Annotated in this window: 14 protein-coding genes; 8 read left to right on the forward strand and 6 right to left on the reverse strand. The window is 64.3% G+C overall.

The window, feature by feature from the left end; translation table 11 throughout:
• Positions 1-85 precede the first annotated feature (85 nt).
• The 3 genes from ACYVHT_RS04140 to ACYVHT_RS04150 all read left to right on the forward strand — a co-directional run bounded on the left by ACYVHT_RS04140 (position 86) and on the right by ACYVHT_RS04150 (position 3,192).
• Positions 86-1,450 carry a TolC family protein gene (locus ACYVHT_RS04140; protein ID WP_460548262.1) on the forward strand — a complete coding sequence of 455 codons (1,365 nt, stop codon included), beginning with the start codon at positions 86-88 and terminating at the stop codon, positions 1,448-1,450.
• Positions 1,451-1,572: 122 nt separating this feature from the next.
• Positions 1,573-2,022, forward strand: coding sequence for a universal stress protein (locus tag ACYVHT_RS04145; protein WP_460548264.1), 450 nt, complete (start codon positions 1,573-1,575; stop codon positions 2,020-2,022).
• A gap of 57 nt (positions 2,023-2,079) precedes the next feature.
• Positions 2,080-3,192: an HlyD family secretion protein gene (locus tag ACYVHT_RS04150; protein WP_460548266.1), complete on the forward strand. Its 1,113-nt coding sequence runs from the start codon at positions 2,080-2,082 to the stop codon at positions 3,190-3,192.
• Positions 3,193-3,263: 71 nt separating this feature from the next.
• Here ACYVHT_RS04150 and ACYVHT_RS04155 read toward each other — a convergent pair whose 3' ends face one another.
• Entirely contained in the window at positions 3,264-3,632 is a 369-nt protein-coding gene (locus tag ACYVHT_RS04155) for a four helix bundle protein (protein ID WP_460548268.1), read from the reverse strand.
• Positions 3,633-3,703: 71 nt separating this feature from the next.
• On the opposite strand from ACYVHT_RS04155, the gene ACYVHT_RS04160 reads away from it, so the two are divergent.
• Both ACYVHT_RS04160 and ACYVHT_RS04165 read left to right on the forward strand, forming a co-directional pair.
• A complete protein-coding gene (locus ACYVHT_RS04160) occupies positions 3,704-5,275 on the forward strand; it encodes an efflux MFS transporter permease (RefSeq protein WP_460548270.1) in 1,572 nt (523 codons plus the stop codon).
• 175 nt (positions 5,276-5,450) lie between these two features.
• The gene (locus ACYVHT_RS04165; protein ID WP_460548272.1) at positions 5,451-7,739 is read left to right on the forward strand and encodes a GH92 family glycosyl hydrolase; all 2,289 of its coding nucleotides are present in this window, start codon (positions 5,451-5,453) and stop codon (positions 7,737-7,739) included.
• 89 nt (positions 7,740-7,828) lie between these two features.
• Here the strand turns inward: ACYVHT_RS04165 and ACYVHT_RS04170 are convergent, their stop codons facing one another.
• The 4 genes from ACYVHT_RS04170 to ACYVHT_RS04185 all read right to left on the reverse strand — a co-directional run bounded on the left by ACYVHT_RS04170 (position 7,829) and on the right by ACYVHT_RS04185 (position 11,786).
• Positions 7,829-8,857: a hypothetical protein gene (locus tag ACYVHT_RS04170; RefSeq protein WP_460549059.1), complete on the reverse strand. Its 1,029-nt coding sequence runs from the start codon at positions 8,855-8,857 to the stop codon at positions 7,829-7,831.
• A 109-nt stretch (positions 8,858-8,966) separates the two neighbouring features.
• Complete coding sequence (locus tag ACYVHT_RS04175) at positions 8,967-9,785, reverse strand: class I SAM-dependent methyltransferase (RefSeq protein ID WP_460548275.1); 819 nt, start codon at positions 9,783-9,785, stop codon at positions 8,967-8,969.
• A 251-nt stretch (positions 9,786-10,036) separates the two neighbouring features.
• Positions 10,037-11,401, reverse strand: a complete 1,365-nt coding sequence (locus ACYVHT_RS04180) for a TonB family protein (protein WP_460548276.1) — start codon at positions 11,399-11,401, stop codon at positions 10,037-10,039.
• Positions 11,379-11,786, reverse strand: coding sequence for a BlaI/MecI/CopY family transcriptional regulator (locus tag ACYVHT_RS04185; protein WP_460548278.1), 408 nt, complete (start codon positions 11,784-11,786; stop codon positions 11,379-11,381). The genes ACYVHT_RS04180 and ACYVHT_RS04185 overlap by 23 nt, the downstream gene beginning before the upstream one ends.
• 214 nt (positions 11,787-12,000) lie before the next feature.
• On the opposite strand from ACYVHT_RS04185, the gene treF reads away from it, so the two are divergent.
• The 3 genes from treF (at position 12,001) to ACYVHT_RS04200 (ending at position 16,161) form a co-directional block, all read left to right on the forward strand.
• The gene (gene treF / locus ACYVHT_RS04190) at positions 12,001-13,662 is read left to right on the forward strand and encodes an alpha,alpha-trehalase TreF (protein WP_460548280.1); all 1,662 of its coding nucleotides are present in this window, start codon (positions 12,001-12,003) and stop codon (positions 13,660-13,662) included.
• A gap of 157 nt (positions 13,663-13,819) precedes the next feature.
• Complete coding sequence (locus ACYVHT_RS04195; protein ID WP_460548282.1) at positions 13,820-14,374, forward strand: RNA polymerase sigma factor; 555 nt, start codon at positions 13,820-13,822, stop codon at positions 14,372-14,374.
• Complete coding sequence (locus ACYVHT_RS04200) at positions 14,371-16,161, forward strand: hypothetical protein (RefSeq protein WP_460548284.1); 1,791 nt, start codon at positions 14,371-14,373, stop codon at positions 16,159-16,161. The genes ACYVHT_RS04195 and ACYVHT_RS04200 overlap by 4 nt, the downstream gene beginning before the upstream one ends.
• A 156-nt stretch (positions 16,162-16,317) precedes the next feature.
• Here the strand turns inward: ACYVHT_RS04200 and ACYVHT_RS04205 are convergent, their stop codons facing one another.
• On the reverse strand, positions 16,318-16,611 hold the full coding sequence (locus tag ACYVHT_RS04205) for a hypothetical protein (protein ID WP_460548286.1): 294 nt from the start codon (positions 16,609-16,611) through the stop codon (positions 16,318-16,320).
• Positions 16,612-17,063 lie beyond the last annotated feature (452 nt).

A 17,063-nucleotide genomic window follows, 5' to 3' on the forward strand; every position in this document is an offset into this window, starting at 1 on the left:
ATACGTAGAGCTAAAATTAAAGCCGGCCCCTATGGCTGGCATGGCTTTCGGTAAGGGCGGGGCACACCCTATGCCACTTGGCCTTATGTTTTCTTCTCAATCACTGAAAGGTTTTGCCGGTTTGTCGCTGTTTGGCGGCCTGGTGCTGGCCCAGCCGGCGCTGGCGCAAAACCAACCCAGCGTGCCAGCTGCGGCCCAGGCCATTGGCCTGGCCAGCGACTCCCTGACCCTCGGCGCGACCGTGCAAGCCGTCCTCGATGCCAACCCCGGCATCACCAACCTGACTGAGCTGGCCGCGGCATCGTCCAGCCGCCTGAGCCAGACGCGGGCCGGCTTCCTGCCGCAGGTGACCGGCACGGCCACCTACACCCGCATCGACCCGGTGGTGAAGCTGCCCTTCAACGGCGAAACGCTGCAGTTTGCCCCCAACAACAACTACGACTTCCACGTCACGGCGCAGTACCTGCTGCTCGATTTCGGCAAGAACGACGCGACCGTGAAAGTGGCCGAATCGCAGGTGCAGACGGCGCAGGACAACATCATGGTGGCCCGCCGCGACCTGTCGTTCAACGCCGCGCAGGTGTATTACAACATCCTGTTCATGCGCGAGAGCATTCGGGTGCAGGACCAGCAGATTGCCTCGCTGCAAGCCCACCGCAACGAAATGCAGAAGCGCGTGGAAGGCGGCGTGAGCACCAAGTTCGACGTGACGACCACCGATGTCCGCATCACGCAGGCCGAAAACACCAAGCTCGACCTGCAAAACCAGCTTCGCAACCAGCAGGTGCAGCTGGCCCGCCTGCTGCACAAGCCCAGCACGGCCGACATTCCGGTGAAGGGCCGCCTGGCCTACGAGCCGCAGCCCGTGAACATGGAAGCTGAGCTGACCAAGGCCAGCAACAACCGCCCCGAGGTGAAGCTGGCCCGCGATGCCGAAAACACGGCCGCGCTGCAGGCCCGCCTCATCGAGCGCAGCAACATGCCCAGCCTGGGCGCGGGCGTGCAGGCCGGTGGCAAGAATGGCTACATTCTGCCCGACATCAACCGGATTCGCTTCAACACGGTGGGCGTGATTCAGCTGTCGGTGCCGATTTATGACGGCAACAAGAACAAGAAGCAGCGCGTGGAAGCTGCCGCCAACTCCCGCGCCGCCGTGGCCCGCACCGCCGACACGCAGGAGCAAATCCGCGCCGACGTGCGCCAGGCCATCAACAACATGGAATTCAGCCAGGCCCGCTACAACAATGCCGAGCAGCAGGTGGCCCAGGCCAGCGACGCCCTCACCCGCGCCCAGGGTCGCTACCGCTACGGCGTGGGCCAGAACCTCGACGTGCTCGACGCCGAAACCCAGCTGGCCCAGGCCCGCCTGGCCCGCGCCCAGGCCATGTACAACTACACCCTCGGCCAATACCAGCTGAAGCGCGCCACCGGCGAGCAGATTTGGCAATAAATCTTAATTAGTGGACAATGATTAGCGGTTAGTGACTAATAATCAATGTGTCGTTACCATTCCAGTTGTGCGTTTTAATTCCAGCTATCAATCATTAACCGCTAATCATTATCCACTAAAAAATGAACCTCACCACCATCCTTTGTCCGCTCGATTTCTCGGCCGCGTCGGCGGGGCTGGTGGCCTACGCGGCGGCCCTGGCCGTGGCTACCGGCGCCGAGCTGCGGCTGCTGCACGTGTGCGAGCCGCAGGAGGACCCCACCGGCCAGCAGCCCGATGCCAAAGTGTTTGGCTCGTGCAAAGGCCGGATGCAGGCCCTGCAGGCGTCGGCTGAGCAGGCCGGCGTGGTGCGGGTGCACACCGGCATGGTGCGCGGCGAAGCCGCCTCGGAAATTGTGGCCGAGGCCGACCGCCAACAGGCTGATTTAATTGTTATTGGCGCGCACGGCCAAACCGGCCTCACCCGCTTTCTGATGGGGACTACGGCCGAAATCGTGCTGCGCACCGCCCGGTGCGCCACGCTGCTGGTGCGTGCCCCGCTCCAACCCGAAACGGCTGCTACTCAGCGCTAGTCTGACCGCCGTACTTCTCCTTTTTTCGTAAAACACCGCCCCCGAATACTTACTAAGATGGCTCAGACCGAAACTTCCCCCGCCGTTCAAAACGCTCCTGCTCCTTACCCCAACGCGGCCGCTGAAGGTACCGCGCCCGTGGAGGAGCCCAAAAAGCGCAACCCGCTTGTGCTCATCATTCTGGCCCTGGTGCTGCTGGCCGGCGGCTACTACGGCTTCACCCGCTACCAGTTTGCCCAAGCCCACGAAAGCACCGACGACGCCCAGGTAGAAGGCGACATCTACCCCGTGCTGCCCCGCGTGGGCGGCCCCGTGCTCGAAGTGAAAGTGGACGATAACGTGCCCGTGAAAAAGGGCGATGTGCTCGTGACCATCGACCCGGCCGACTACCAGCAGCGCGTGAACGCCGCCGAGGCGGCCCTCGCCGCCGCCCAGGCCCAGGTGACGGCTGCCCGCGCCGGCGTGGCCACCGCCCAGGCCAACGTGCGCACCGCCCAAACCGGCATCGGCGTGAGCCAGGCCAACCAGGAGCGCCTGCAGAAAGACCTGAAGCGCAGCACCTTCCTGCGCCAGCAGGACATCATCCCGCAGAGCGAGTATGACGCCGTGCAGGCCAACCTGAAATCGACCGCGGCCCAGCGCGCTACCGCTACCGACCAGGTGAGCGTGGCCCGCCAGCAGGTAGCCGCCGCCCAGCAGCAGATTGCCGTGGCCCAGGCCGTGGTGAAACAGCGCCAGGCCGACCTCGACAACGCCCGGCTGCAACTGAGCTACACCATCGTGACGGCTCCGCAGGACGGCATCATCAGCAAAAAGAACGTGCAGCCCGGCCAGGTAGTGGCCCCCGGCCAGCAGCTGTTCGGCATTGTGGGCAGCGCCCGCACCTGGGTGGTGGCCAACTTCAAGGAAACCCAGCTGGAAGACATGAAGGTGGGGCAGAAGGTGAAGCTCGACGTGGATGCCTACCCGCATGAGGAGTTTGAGGGCCACATTGAGAGCCTCTCGGCCGCTACCGGCGCCCGCTTCGCCCTGCTGCCCCCCGACAACGCCAGCGGCAACTTTGTGAAAGTAACCCAGCGCGTGCCCGTCAAAATCGTTCTCGACAAGCAGGACCCCGAACACCCCCTGCGCGCCGGCATGAGCGTGGACGTGCAAGTAGCGGTTCATTGAGTGAATGAGTGAATGAGTGATTGAGCGAATGAGTGAGTTTTTTCTTATTCTTAATTCCCTTATTCGCTCAATCATTTCCCGTACGTTTTGCGGGCGGTGGCTAGAACCGACACTATTTCCAAATATTCCTGCTCCAAGCTTGCCAACTTAGCCTTGGGGAAAATTCCCGCGTCGCCGAGAAGTTCAAGCCATAGTTGTGTTTCGTCGGCTTCTTCTACGCAAATACATACTTTGGCATACCATTCGGCCCCCGAGCGGCCCCGGCACGCCGCCCGGTAGTTAGCGGCTACAGAAGTGGCAGACCGCAACAATTGCTTCCCTAATACTTCTGCATCTCCGCTACGCGGCAACTGCTGATAGAGGCGAATAATACGAAGTGCTGCTGCCTTAGTCCGAGCCCGAAATGCTTGATTAAAGGCTGTTTTAGAAGAATTTTCCATAATGTACAGCAGAGTGCGTAAGAGGTGCCCCTAAGCTACTTCACTCATTCGCTCATTCACTCATTCACCACATGGAGACTGGTTTTAGAAAATGGATTATCGTTGTGACGGTAGTGCTGTGCTGCCTGCTGGAGCTCATTGATACCAGCATCGTGAACGTGGCCCTGACCCAGATGATGGGCAACCTCTCGGCCACGCAGCAGGAAGTGAGCTGGGTGGTGGCGTCGTACGCCATTGCCAACGTGATTGTGATTCCGATGACTGGCTTCCTGGCCGAGCAGTTCGGGCGCAAAAACTATTATCTGGTGTCGGTTATTCTGTTCACGCTGGCCTCCATGGCCTGCGGGCAGAGCACCAACCTGTGGGAGCTGGTGGCGTTCCGCTTCATTCAGGGCATTGGCGGGGGCGCGCTCATGGCCACCTCGCAGGCCATTCTGATTGATACCTTCCCGCCCAAGCAGCTGGCCCTGGGCCAGGCCCTGTTTGGCATGGGCGTCATTATCGGGCCCACCATCGGGCCCACGCTGGGCGGCTACATCGTGGAGAACTACGACTGGCCCTGGATTTTCTACGTGAACGTGCCGGTGGGCATCATGGCCAGCATCTTCACCATTCTGTTCATCCGCGACCCGGAGCGCATCAAAAACGCCATTCCGCGACCGTTGCGCGAGATTGACTGGGCCGGCATTTTCCTGCTCATTCTGGGCGTGGGCTCGATGCAGTTTGTGCTGGAGCAGGGCGAAACCAACGACTGGTTCGACGATTCGACCATTGTGTTCTTCACCATCTTGGCGGTGATTGGCGTGGTGGGCTTCCTGTGGCGCGAGCTCACGGCCAAGCACCCCATCGTGGACCTGCGCGTGCTCACCAAGAGCCGCAACCTGGCGGTGGGCGCGTTTCTGTCGTTCGTGCTGGGCTTTGGCCTGTTTGCCTCGGTGTTTGTGTTCCCCATTTTCACCCAGCGCATCCTGGGCTTCACGGCGGCCCAAACGGGCTGGCTGCTGCTGCCCGGCGCCCTGGCCTCGGGCCTGATGATGCCCATCATCGGCCGGATGCTCATGGCGGGCATTCCGCAGAAGCTGATGATTCCGATTGGCTTCACCATCTTCTTCTTCTTCACGTTCTGGATGGCCGCCAAGATTTCGCCCACGGCCGGCGAGAGCGACTTCTTCTGGCCGCTCATCGTGCGCGGCGTGGGCCTGGGGCTGATTTTCATGCCCATCACCACCATGAGCCTGGCGGGCCTGCAGGGCAAGGACGCCGGCCAGGCCGCCGGCCTCACCGGCATGATTCGCCAGCTCGGCGGCTCGTTCGGGGTGGCCATTGTGGGCACCTACCTGGAGCGCACCATTCAGGCCAACCGGGTGGCGCTGCTGCCCAACATCTCGCTCTACAACTCGGCCACGGTGCAGCGCATTCAGGCCTTCACGCAGAACTTCCTGTCGCACGGCTACTCCCTCGACCAGGCCAGGCAGCAGGCCTACGCCGTGATGGAAGGCATTCTGATGAAGCAGGTGTCCATCATCACCTACGCGCAGATTTTCACCAGCCTCGGCATTTTCTTTTTGCTGTGCCTGCCGCTGGTATTCCTCATTAAGCGGCCGAAGCCCGGCTCGGTCATCGACCTGAACGCGGCGCACTAAGGCCCCTGCTGCAGTCAGGCGCACCACCCGGTTTGATAAGCCCCGCCTCTTCCAGAAGCGGGGCTTATTGGCTTTATAGCAGCAATGCGGGCGCAGCCACGCCGCACGGCAGCTGGCGTTTGCGCAACGCCAAACGGCGTTTATTTGCTGCCGCTTACCTATTTGGTTTATACGAATGCTGAAAACCCTTACCGCGCTGGCGGCACTCTGGCTAGCGGCCGGCGGGGCCCGGGCCCAAACGCCGGCTCCCCCCGCCGACCCGGCCCAGTGGGTGAACCCGCTCGTGGGCACCGACTCGAAGCCGGACCTCTCGAACGGCAACACCTACCCGGCCATTGCCCTGCCCTGGGGCATGAATTTCTGGATGCCGCAAACCGGCAAGATGGGCAGCGGCTGGGCCTACCAATACGCGGCCGATAAGCTGCGCGGCTTCAAGCAGACGCACCAGCCCTCGCCGTGGATGAACGACTACGGGCAGTTCGCCCTCATGCCCATCACCGGCCGGCGCGTGTTTGATGAGGACGCCCGCGCCAGCTGGTTTTCGCACAAGGCCGAGGTGGCCGAGCCCAGCTACTACCGCGTGTACCTCGCCGACCACGACGTGACCACCGAAATAGCCCCCACCGAGCGCGCCGCCCGCTTCCGCTTCACCTTCCCCAAAACCGACAGCGCCTACGTGGTGATTGACGCGCTGGACCGGGGCTCCTACGTGAAGGTGCTGCCCGGGCAGCGCCGCGTCGTCGGCTACACCACGCGCAACAGCGGCGGCGTGCCGAAAAACTTTAAGAACTACTTTATTCTGGAGTTCGACCACGATTTTACCAGCACGGCCTTGTATCAGGACAAAGCGCTGGCCGCCGGCGTGCTGGAGGTGACGGCCAAACACGCCGGCGCCGTGGTGGGCTTCCGAACCCGCAAGGGCGAGCAGGTGAATGCGCGGGTGGCCTCCTCGTTCATCAGCCCGGAGCAGGCCGAGCTCAACCTGCGCGAAATCGGTGAGCAGGACTTTGAGGCCGTGCGCCGGCAGGGCCGCGCCGCCTGGAACAAGGCGCTGGGCCGCATCGAGATTGAGGGCGGGACGGAGGCGCAGCGGCGCACGTTCTACTCGTGCCTGTACCGCTCGCTGCTGTTTCCGCGCAAGCTGTATGAGCGCGACGCCGCCGGCAACGTGATGCACTACAGCCCCTTCAACGGGCAGGTGCTGCCGGGCTACCTGTACACCGACACGGGTTTCTGGGACACGTTTCGGGCGCTGTTTCCTTTCCTGAACCTGCTGTACCCGGACGTGAATGCCGAGATTCAGCAGGGCCTGGCCAACGACTACCGGGAAAGCGGCTGGCTGCCGGAGTGGGCCAGCCCCGGCCTGCGCAACGTGATGGTGGGCAACAATTCGGCCTCGGTGGTGGCCGATGCCTACCTCAAGGGCATTCGGGGGCAGGACATGAACGTGCTCTACGAAGCCCTCACCCACGGCGCCAACAACGCCGGCCCGCTCGATGCCGTGGGCCGCAAGGGCGTGGCGTATTACAACAAGCTGGGCTACGTGCCCTACGACGTCAAAATCAACGAAAACGCGGCCCGCACCCTGGAGTACGCCTACGACGACTTCACCATCTACCAGCTGGCCAAGGCGTTGAATAAACCCAAAAAGGAAATCGACCTCTACGCCCGACGCAGCCAGAACTACCGCAAGCTGTTCGACAAGCAAACAGGCCTCATGCGCGGCCGCAACCTGGACGGCTCCTTTCAGCAGCCCTTCAACCCCTTCAAGTGGGGCGATGCCTTCACCGAGGGCAACAGCTGGCACTATACGTGGTCGGTGTTTCACGACGTGCAGGGGCTGATTGACCTGATGGGCGGGCGGCAGAAATTCGTGGCCACCCTGGACACCGTGTTTACCCTGCCGCCGGTGTTCGATGCGTCGTACTACGGCGAGGTCATCCACGAAATCCGGGAGATGCAGATTGCCAACATGGGCAACTACGCCCACGGCAACCAGCCCATTCAGCACATGGTGTACCTCTACAACTACGCCGGCCAGCCCTGGAAAACCCAATATTGGGTGCGCGAGGCGCTCAACCGCCTCTACCTGCCCACGCCCGACGGCTACTGCGGCGACGAAGACAATGGCCAGACCTCGGCCTGGTACGTGTTTTCGGCCCTGGGCTTCTACCCCGTGTGCCCCGGCACCGACCAGTACGTGCTGGGCGCCCCGCTCTTCCCCAAAGCCACCCTGCACCTGCCCTCGGGCAAGGACATTGTGCTGAACGCGCCGAAAAACTCAGCCGAAAACCGCTACGTGAATGGCCTGACTTTCAACGGTCGGCCTTATGACAAGAACTACCTCAGCCACGCGGAGCTGATGCAAGGGGCTACGCTGGATTTTGAGATGAGCGCCACGCCAAATAAGGGCCGGGGCACGCAAAAGGACGCGGCGCCGTACTCGTTTTCGAAAGCGAAGTAAATAACTCCGTACAAACGAAAAGGCCCCGGCAGCACGAAGCTGTCGGGGCCTTTTCGTTGTTCAGCTGATACGCTAAGGTCGTTCGGTTGTTACTGATACTGAATGTACAGCGGCTTGGGCGTGAGCTGGGTCAGCACTTCCACCGGGGTCATCATGTGGTGGGGCTTGGGCTTGGGGTCGTACTCGTAGAACAGCTTGAAGCCGGTGTACTGCACGGGCTCGGTCTGGATGTAGTCGTGGTACGAGTCCTTTTTCAGGGTGGGCTCGCCGTGGCCGTCCATGTGCATCACCACCTGCACGCGCGGGTCGAGCTTGATGTTCTTGTAGTTGGTCAGCATTTTCCGGGTGAAGCGGTGCACCGTCAGCACCTTGGGCGGGAGCTTGTTCTCGCTCACCAGGCGGGCCAGGTAGTTGATGGTCCAGTTCACGTCCTTGGCATCGAGCGTGCCGATGCGCTGGTTGGGCCGGATGCCGGGCATGGTGGCCAGCGAGAACTCCGGGTCGATGCCGAGGTGGATGTCGGGCTGCTTGAGGTAGGGCTCCAGCTTGGGCACTTCCACCTGCAGGGTGCTGTGGCCGGGCTGCACGTCCAGAAACAGGATGCAGTGGTGCTCGCGGGCCCAGCTAATGACTTCCTCGATGGTGGCCTTGGAGTTCATCAGGCGCCATTTGCCGTCTTTGCCGGGCGAGCCCTGGGCGGTGATGGTCACGTTGTGCAGGGCCGGCTGCACCGGAATGCTGGGGTCGGCGGCCTGCCACTCCTTCAGCACGCCCTCAAACTTGCGGAACATCTGCTCCTTGGGCTCGCGGCCCAGAATGCCCATGCCCTTCGAGCGGATGTTGCCGTAGAACGCCACAATGCGGTGGCCCGGCAGGATGGCGCCCGGCAGCTGGCCGTTTTTCCTGGCAATGCTGTCGGCCTTGAGCGAGTCGCGGCGCATGGCCTGCATCTTCAGCTTGATGGTGTCGACGGGGGCGGGCTTGTTGGCGACGCTGTCGTTGGCGGCGGTGCCAGCGGCTTCACCCTCCTTGGGGTTTGTTTTGCAGGCGGGCAGGGACAGGGCGGCGCACAGGCCCAGGGCAGCGACGAAGGCGCTGGAGGTGGCTTTTAAAAACACTGACAAGTGGGGACAAAACGGCAATAGATGGCTCAAAGGTAGTGCTTTCCGGTGGGCCGGAAGCGCCGCGCCAATTAAAACCCGCTTAAATCCGACAAGCAAGCAGCAGCTACCGCGAAACCGGCTTCAAGGTGACTTCAAACCAGGTGGTTGGGTCGGCCAGCGGGTCGGGGGCGTGGGCCGGCAGCGGCGCGGGTGCGTACAGGGCGCACAGCGTGTTCTCCACCTGTACCAGCTGGCCGGTGGCGGCGGCCGGCAGCCCGTCGAGCAGGCCGGCCAATACCTCCCAGCGGGGCTCACCGGGCTGGCGGCTGGCATCGTGCCACACCACAATGGTAGCGGGCCCCACCAGGTGCTCAAACACGCGCCGTGTGTCGGTACGCACGGCCTCGTAGCGGTGGTCGCCGTCGATAAAAACCACGTCGAACGGCCCGCCCAGGCTGGCAAAGTCGTAGGTGGCCGAGTTGCCGTGCAGGTGGCGCACGTTGGCCAGCGGCTTCGAGAAAAAGCCGTGCAGCTCGATGTAGCGCTCGGGCAGGCCGAGGGCGCGGATTTCGGCATCCGACAGATTCAGGGTGAAAACTTCCCTGGCTACTTCGGCCACGTTGGCGGCGCTCTCGCCGCGCCAGGTACCGATTTCGAGGTAGCGGCAGCCGGGCACGCGGCGGGCCAGGGCGCGCAGCAGCAGCAAATCGGTGGGCAGCGAGCCGCCTTCGCGGAAGGCGAACGGGCGCACCGTGGTGTCGGCCGGGCTCAGGAAATTATTCAGCGCCACCATGGGCAAGCCTCTGGCCGTGAGGCCGCGCCCGGCGTGGGCGAGGGCCAGCTGCTGCCAGCGGGCCACGTCGCCGGTGATGACGTGGTTGAGCAGCGAAGGGGTGCGGGCCAGGCTGCGCAGGGCCTGGAGGGCAACGGAAAGTCGGGACATAAGCGTAGCGGCAACCAAGCCCAGCCGCTGGTTGCCCCCGAAAGGTAGCGCCCGCCGCCGCTACGCCCAGCCGAAACGCAGAAAGGCCCCGGCGCCGGCCGGAGCTTTTCGAGCGGTTTCCCGAGAGTAAAATTGGCCGGGATGCAGAAACGCAAGTATGCCTCTCGAGGGTGAACGACAACATTCGAACGATGGTCAAACGGCACCTACGACGAGACGGCAGTATGCGTCTCTGCATCCCGGTCGGCAAATCAGCAGCCCTCGCCGGGCGAGCTCATGGCCCAGCCGTGCCAGTTGAGCGGCAGGCCGCCGGACACGCGCACCGAAGCTTTCCAGATAAACTGAATGGGCACGGTGTAGCTCACCGCCACGGCTTTGCCTTCGTTGCGGCCGGGCACGAAGGTGGGCAGCTTTTGAATGGCGGCGATGGCTGCGGCATCGTATTCCGGCCCCAGGCTTTTCAGCACTTTCACGGCCTGCACCTCCCCCTTTTCCGTCACGATGAACGAAACGAACATATTGCCGTCTTTCCGGCTGGTTTTCGGCACGTCGGGGTAGGTCAGGTTTCGCTGAATGGCGCTGACAATGGCTTCGGGCCCGCCGCCGCCGGGCAGCTCGGGCATGTGCTCCACGGTTTCGTACACCATGGGGGGCGGCGGCGGGGGCGCAACGGCATTCTGGGTGGCAGCGGCCACGGTGGGCGCAGTTGGCGGCGCGGCCTTTTCACAGGCAACGGCAACGAGCAGCACGCCCAGCAGGGGCAGCGCGAGCCACTGCTTCCAGCGGCGGATGGGATTGGTTTTCTGAATCATGGCAATGCGACTTAGGGTTTGGGAATGGGAGAAGGAGTGCGCAAGCGGAACCGAGAAACCGAGGCGGCTGGCCACTTGCCGGGCCAGCAGATGGGTGTAGGAAGTGGAAAGGGAAGGCGTGTTTTGTTCGGGAAGCAGGGCGGCCGCGTCGGCCAGATACTCGTGGGTGAGGGCCAGCGCCCGGCCACACAGGTGCACGAAGGGGTTGAACCACAGCGCGGCGCGCAGCAGCTCCAGCAGCAGGCGGTCGTAGGTGTGGCCCTGCTGCACGTGGGCCAGCTCGTGGCGCAGCACCTGCCGGGCTTCGGCCGGGCTCAGGGCCAGCGTTTCATCCCAGAAAATGACCGCGCCGAAGGAGCTGGTGGGCAGCCGGCCGTGGGTGTGGGCCAGCGTGTAGCCGGAGTGCGCGGTGCGCGGCAGGCGGCGGCCGGTGCGCCACAGGCGGCCCAGCCCCAGCAGCAGCCGGGCCAGCATCAGGGCCACGCCGGCCAGGTAAACAACCCGCAGCCAGGCGTTCCAATTGATAGCAACATCGCCAGCCGCGCCGTTGGCCGATACCTCGGCGGCAGGCAGCAGCACGCCCACCACGCCGGGCAGGCCCGCCGGGCCGGTGCCCCACCAGCCGGCCGGCCACGCCAGCGGCAGCAGCGGCAGGCCGGCGGCCAGCAGCGGCCCCAGCCCCAGAAAGGCGCGGTTGTAGGCAAAGCTGCGCTCCTGGCGCAGGGCCAGGCGGTAGCAGGCCCACCACACGCCCAGCAGGGCGGTGCTGAGCAGCATCCAGTTAAGCAGGTTGGGCGGGTTCATCGTCGGTGGGATTTGGGGGGTTGGTGGCGTGGCGGAGCAGCTCGTCGAGCTGGGCGGCGTCGAGGTTTTCTTCCTTGGCGAAGAAGGAAACGAGGCGGCTGAAGGAGTTGCCGAAGTGGCCGCCCAGCAGCTTGCGGAGCGAGAAGCGGCGGTAGTCGTCCTGGGCCACCAGCACGAAGTAGCGGTGCGTGCGCCCGAAGGCTTCGTGGCCCACAAAACCCTTGGTTTCGAGAATGCGGACGATGGTGGACACCGTGTTGTAGGCCGGCTGCGGGGCCGGCAGCGCGGCCAGCACGTCTTTCACGAAGGACGGGCCCTGGCGCCAGAGCACCTGCATCACTTGCTCTTCGGCACGGGTGAGCTCGGGGAAGGACGAAGGGTCCATAGGCATAGGGGGTTAGGGCAAGAATTCAGGATACTGTAAACGTATAACTAAAATTTTAGTTTAAAAACTATTTTTTTAGTTATCGCCATGCAAGCCGCCACTGCCGGGGCGGGGCCGGCATCGGCGATGAAGCGAAAAGCGCCCCCGGCACGTAAGCCCCCGGGCAGCCCGCTTGCCACCGCCGAGGCTGCCCTCACCCCTCATGCCCTCGCTCATGCTCCGATTTATATTCTGCAGCTTATGCATACTCAGCGCCTTACCCGGCCGGTCCCAAACGGAAAATGCCGCCCCCGCCGCCAGGCCGCTGCCCGCAGCGCCAGCCGCTGCCGCCGCCAAAGCCGGGCCGCCCGCCCGCCCGGCCTCGCCCCGGCAGCTCTTTCCCGGGCTGTTCGAAGCCGTGCAGCTGGGCCGCATTTTTCCCGATAACAAGACCTTTGTGGACGCCGCGCCCAAGCAGCCGCCAGCCGAAATCCTGGCCGCATGGCGGCGCGAGAAAAGCCAGCCGGGCTTTCAGCTCAAGGCCTTTGTGCTGCAGCACTTCACGATGCCGACGGATAGCTTCGTGCCGTTCCAAAGCAACGTAAGCGCCGGCCTGCGCCACCACCTCGACACGCTGTGGGCGGTGCTGGCCCGGCCCGCTGCGGCGGCCCCGGACCCGGCCGATTCGCTGGCCGCCTTCCGCTCGCTGGTGCCGCTGCCCAAGCCCTATCTGGTGCCGGGCGGGCGGTTTCGGGAGGTGTATTACTGGGACTCGTACTTCACCATGCTGGGGCTGGCCGAGGCCGGCAAGGGCGAACTGCTGCGCGACATCGCCGACAATTTTGCCTACCTCATCGGGCGCTTCGGCTTCGTGCCCAACGGCAACCGCACCTACTACCTCACCCGCTCGCAGCCGCCGTTTTTTGCCAGCATGGTGCAGCTGCTGGTGCAGGAGCGCGGCAATGCCGAGCTGCTCCGCTACCGCGCCGCCCTGGAGGCCGAGTACCGCTACTGGATGCGCGGCGCCGAAACCCTGAAGCCCGGCACGGCCAGCCGCCGCGTGGTGCGCCTGCCCGGCGGCGCCCTCCTGAACCGCTACTGGGACGAGAGCGACCAGCCCCGCGAAGAATCGTACGCCGAGGACGTGGCCGCCGCCAGGAACAGCAAGCAGCCGCCCGCGCAGCTCTACCGCAGCCTGCGGGCCGGCGCGGCCTCGGGCTGGGATTTCAGCAGCCGCTGGTTTCGGGCCGGGGGCGGGCTGGGCAGCATCCAGACCACCGATTTGGTGCCGGTCGATTTGAACTGCCTGCTCTATAACCTCGAAAACACCCTGGCCGAGGCTGCCCGCGTGGCCAACCAGCCGGCCCTTTCCCGCAGTTACCTGGCCAGGGCGCAAAAGCGCAAAGCGGCCCTGCTGGCCACCAGCTGGGACACCAAAGCCGGCTGGTTTCAGGACTACAACTGGCGGCTGCGGCAGCGCTCCCAGGTGCGCACGCTGGCGGGCGTGTTTCCGCTGGCGTTCGGGCTGGCCACGCCGGAGCAGGCCAAGCGGGTGGGCGCGGGCCTGAAAGCCAGCTTCCTGAAACCCGGCGGGCTGGTGACCACCCTCAGCCCCACCGGCCAGCAGTGGGACGCCCCCAACGGCTGGGCCCCGCTGCAATACCTGGCCATCGAGGGCCTCACGCGCTACAGCCAGCAGCCCCTGGCCGACACCGTGGCCCACCGCTGGGTGCGCCTGAACCGCCGCGTGTTTCAGCAAACCGGCAAGCTGCTGGAGAAGTACGACGTGGTGAACCTCAGCCGGCCCGCCGGGGGCGGGGAGTACCCCTTGCAGGACGGCTTCGGGTGGACCAACGGGGTGCTGCTGAAGCTGCTGAACCGGGAAGAGGGGAAGTAGCGCGGACTTTTAGTCCGCGAGTCAACCAAGCTTGGGTAGTATGGAATCGCGGACTAAAAGTCCGCGCTACTTTTTTCTGCTGCCCCGGCAGCCTTTTCGGGAAGTAACTTGTCTGCCGGGGAGCGCCCGGCCGGGCTGCCGCTGCTTTCCCGATTGAATGCCCCTTTCTCCTGAGCTGGACGCGCTGATTGCCTCCTGCCGCCGCTACGAACCCGCGGCGCAACGGCAGCTCTATGCCCGCTACGCGGCGCTGATGCTGGGCATTGCGCGGCGCTACACCCGCTCGCAGGAAGAGGCCGAGGACATTCTCCAGGATGCCTTCATCAAGGTTTTTACCCGTCTGCAGGAGTTCCGGGGCGAGGGCTCGTTTGAGGGCTGGATGCGGCGCATTGTAGTAAACACGGCCCTCAACCACTGGCAGAGCGGGCAGCACCGCCGCCAGCAAATGCCCCTCGACGACGTGCCCGAGCCCTTCGCGCCCGACGCCGACGCCTTCGACCGCCTGGGCGTGGCCGAGGTGCTGGCCCTGATGGAGCAACTGCCCGACGGCTGCCGCCTGGTGCTCAACCTCTACGCCATCGACGGCTACAGCCACGGCGAAATCGCGGAGCTGCTCGGCATTCAGGAAAGCACCTCCAAGGCCCAGCTCAGCAAGGCCCGCAAACAACTTCACCTGCTGCACCAGCGGCAGACCAGCTATTACCGACTATGAGCTTCGACCCGGAAGACGACCGCCTCGACCAATCCCTGCGCAGCAAGTTTGAGCAGTTTGCCCCGCCGCCCACTGGCCAGGTGTGGCCGGGCATTGCCCCGCACATTGGCCCGCCGCCGATGCCGCGCAGGCGACGGCGGCCCCTGCCCCTGCCCTTCCTGTTCGGCCTGACGGCCCTGCTGGCCGGGTTGGGCGGCTGGCTGCTGCCGCACGGGGCGGGGCCGGCCGTGCCCGGTATGCGGGAAGTGCCGGGAACGGCATTGCGGAGTTCCGCAACGGCCTCGGCGGCACCGAAAGAGGTGCTGCGGAGCTCCGCAACGGCTGGTTCGGTTCTGAAAGGGGGGCTGCGGAACTCCGCAACGGTCAATTCCATTCCGCAAACCTCACTGCGGAGCTCCGCAACAACCAATTCCTTTTTGATAAGACCGTTGCGGAGCTCCGCAACGGCTAGTTCGGTGCGGGGCCGCGTGTTGCGGAGCTCCGCAATGGTCTCGTCGCCCGTGGGCCCTGTGGGCTTGAGCGTAGGAATGCCAAGCGGGCACGGGATGCCGGCCGCCGCGGATTCCGGTGCCGCGCAGCTGGCAGCAGAGGCCGGGGCCGGGGTGGCCCGGCAGCCGCAATCCGGCGGGCCGGCGGCCGACTCCACGCCCGCCACCCTGCATCCGCTGGTGGCGCTGGAGCGCCAGGCGCTGGGGCAGCTGCCCAGCATTGCCACGCTGGCCGCCGGCCCGCTCGGTGCCGAAAGCCGCACCAGCTTCATCGGCACGCTGCGCCGCGAGCGGGCCGAGCTGCTGCGCCTCCAGCGCCGCACCGACAGCCTGCTGCTGGCGCTGGGCGACCTGCCGGGTGCTGCGCCGAACGCTCCGGCCTTAGCGGCAGCGCCCGAAGCCGATTCGACGAAGAAACCGGCCATCAAACACCGGTGGAGCCTGCTGCTCACGGCCACGCCCGAGCAAAACACCCTCACCCTGCAAGGCCCCGAAAACGACCCGCTCACGGCCCTGCGCCGCAACCACGAAACCGGCCGCGCCGGCTTCAGCGCCGCCGCGCTGGCCGAGTACCAGCTCACGCCCCGCGTGAGCGTGGGCGGCGGCCTGGGCTACAGCACCTTCGGGGCCGACCTGCGCGTGACCAACAAAAAAACCGACGTGAGCGTGACCTACAACACGACCACCACCACCTCAACCAACGTCTATACCTCGACCAACCAGACGTATTCCGTCCGCATCATTCAGGTGCCGCAGCAGTCGCCCATCTTCAACAGCAGCGGCCAGGTCATCGGCTACCAGACCGTGTACGTGCCGCGCCAGGACACCGTGTACAGCACCATTGTGCAGCACGACACGGTGCGGACCACCAGCCACGTCACCACCCCGGTCATCAGCAAGAAGGAAACCCTCACCACTAAGCTCCTGCAGCCCAGCTACCGCTTTGCTACGCTGCCGCTGCTCATGCGCTACCGCCTCAGCCTGGGGCCGGGCCGCTGGTGGGCCGATGTCTCGGCCGGGGCGCAGCTCCAGTTTTTCCTGGGCGGCACGCAGGTGGTGACGGATGACGGCGAAACCTTCCGCACCCAGACCGTGACGGTGGGCAACGGCCCCTTCCGCCCGCTCAACGTGGCCCTCTCCGGCTCGCTGGCGCTGAACTACGCCCTCACCCACCGCCTCAGTGTGAGCGTAGCGCCGAGTATGCGCTGGCAGGCCCTGTCGGTGTACAAAGCCGAAACCGGGCTCATTCAGCAGCCCACGGCTACGGGCCTGCAGCTGGGCGTGCGCTTCAAATTATAATATTTTTCACCAAGCCAGCAGCCTTTTTCGGATGGCTCTGGTCTGGCCTCCAGAAACCCGCTGCGCCGCGCTCCGGCCGGGGCGGCACGGCGGGTTTTGCAATTGGCGCGGCCACGCTTTTGGTCCTTCCTTTCCCTTCTTATGAAAATGAAAATGCTACGTCATTGCTACCTGCTGGTAGTGCTTCTGCTCGCGGCCGGCCTGGGGCCGGCGCGGGCCCAGTCGTTTGCCTGGGCCAAGCTGGTGCGCGGCTCGGTCGATACCACGTTTGCGCAGCCCCAATCCAGTGCCACCGATGCGGCCGGCAATACCTACGTGGCGGTGAGCTACCGAGACAGCCTGCGCGCCGCCGGCGTACTGCTCACCGGCCCGCGCAATCAGTCTATTGCCCTGCTCAAATACGATGCAACGGGTGCGGTGCGGTGGGCCAAGGCCCTGAACTACATCCAAGAAATTAGCTTGGCTGCTGATAACAGTGCAGGGGAAGTATTCGTGACGGCTACTGTCAGTGGCGCCTCCCCAACCTGGGGCGGTGCGGTTATTCCCATAAGCGCCCCAGCGGCTTTCTATGGCAAGTTCACAGCGGCTGGCACCTTACAATGGAGCAACCCGCTGCCTACACCAAATCACTACAGTTTGGATATCAACACTGACAATACTGGAAACGCTTACATAAGAGGCACAGTATCGCCTGCCAGCACCAGCAATATCGTAGCAGGCACTACAGTCGCCAACAACGAAAATTACTTTCTCAAAGTAAATGGAACGGGCAATGCCCAGTGGGTGCGGACGTTACATACCACCAACTCTATTCCCCTGAACTCCGTCGTTTTAGCAGCGAAGCCGAGTGGCGGTTTCTTAGTGGGAGGGGCAATAGGTACTTCTCCACTCTATATGGGCTC

The sequence above is a fragment of the Hymenobacter daeguensis genome (assembly GCF_054780555.1).

Bases quoted from the DNA above. Each gene is read 5' to 3' on its own strand.
- treF (WP_460548280.1), top strand. From the start codon at position 12,001: ATGCTCCGATTTATATTCTGCAGCTTATGCATACTCAGCGCCTTACCC.
- ACYVHT_RS04150 (WP_460548266.1), top strand. From the start codon at position 2,080: ATGGCTCAGACCGAAACTTCCCCCGCCGTTCAAAACGCTCCTGCTCCT.
- ACYVHT_RS04160 (WP_460548270.1), top strand. From the start codon at position 3,704: ATGGAGACTGGTTTTAGAAAATGGATTATCGTTGTGACGGTAGTGCTG.
- ACYVHT_RS04140 (WP_460548262.1), top strand. From the start codon at position 86: ATGTTTTCTTCTCAATCACTGAAAGGTTTTGCCGGTTTGTCGCTGTTT.
- ACYVHT_RS04145 (WP_460548264.1), top strand. From the start codon at position 1,573: ATGAACCTCACCACCATCCTTTGTCCGCTCGATTTCTCGGCCGCGTCG.
- ACYVHT_RS04180 (WP_460548276.1), bottom strand. From the start codon at position 11,401: ATGAACCCGCCCAACCTGCTTAACTGGATGCTGCTCAGCACCGCCCTG.
- ACYVHT_RS04195 (WP_460548282.1), top strand. From the start codon at position 13,820: ATGCCCCTTTCTCCTGAGCTGGACGCGCTGATTGCCTCCTGCCGCCGC.
- ACYVHT_RS04155 (WP_460548268.1), bottom strand. From the start codon at position 3,632: ATGGAAAATTCTTCTAAAACAGCCTTTAATCAAGCATTTCGGGCTCGG.
- ACYVHT_RS04175 (WP_460548275.1), bottom strand. From the start codon at position 9,785: ATGTCCCGACTTTCCGTTGCCCTCCAGGCCCTGCGCAGCCTGGCCCGC.
- ACYVHT_RS04200 (WP_460548284.1), top strand. From the start codon at position 14,371: ATGAGCTTCGACCCGGAAGACGACCGCCTCGACCAATCCCTGCGCAGC.
- ACYVHT_RS04165 (WP_460548272.1), top strand. From the start codon at position 5,451: ATGCTGAAAACCCTTACCGCGCTGGCGGCACTCTGGCTAGCGGCCGGC.
- ACYVHT_RS04185 (WP_460548278.1), bottom strand. From the start codon at position 11,786: ATGGACCCTTCGTCCTTCCCCGAGCTCACCCGTGCCGAAGAGCAAGTG.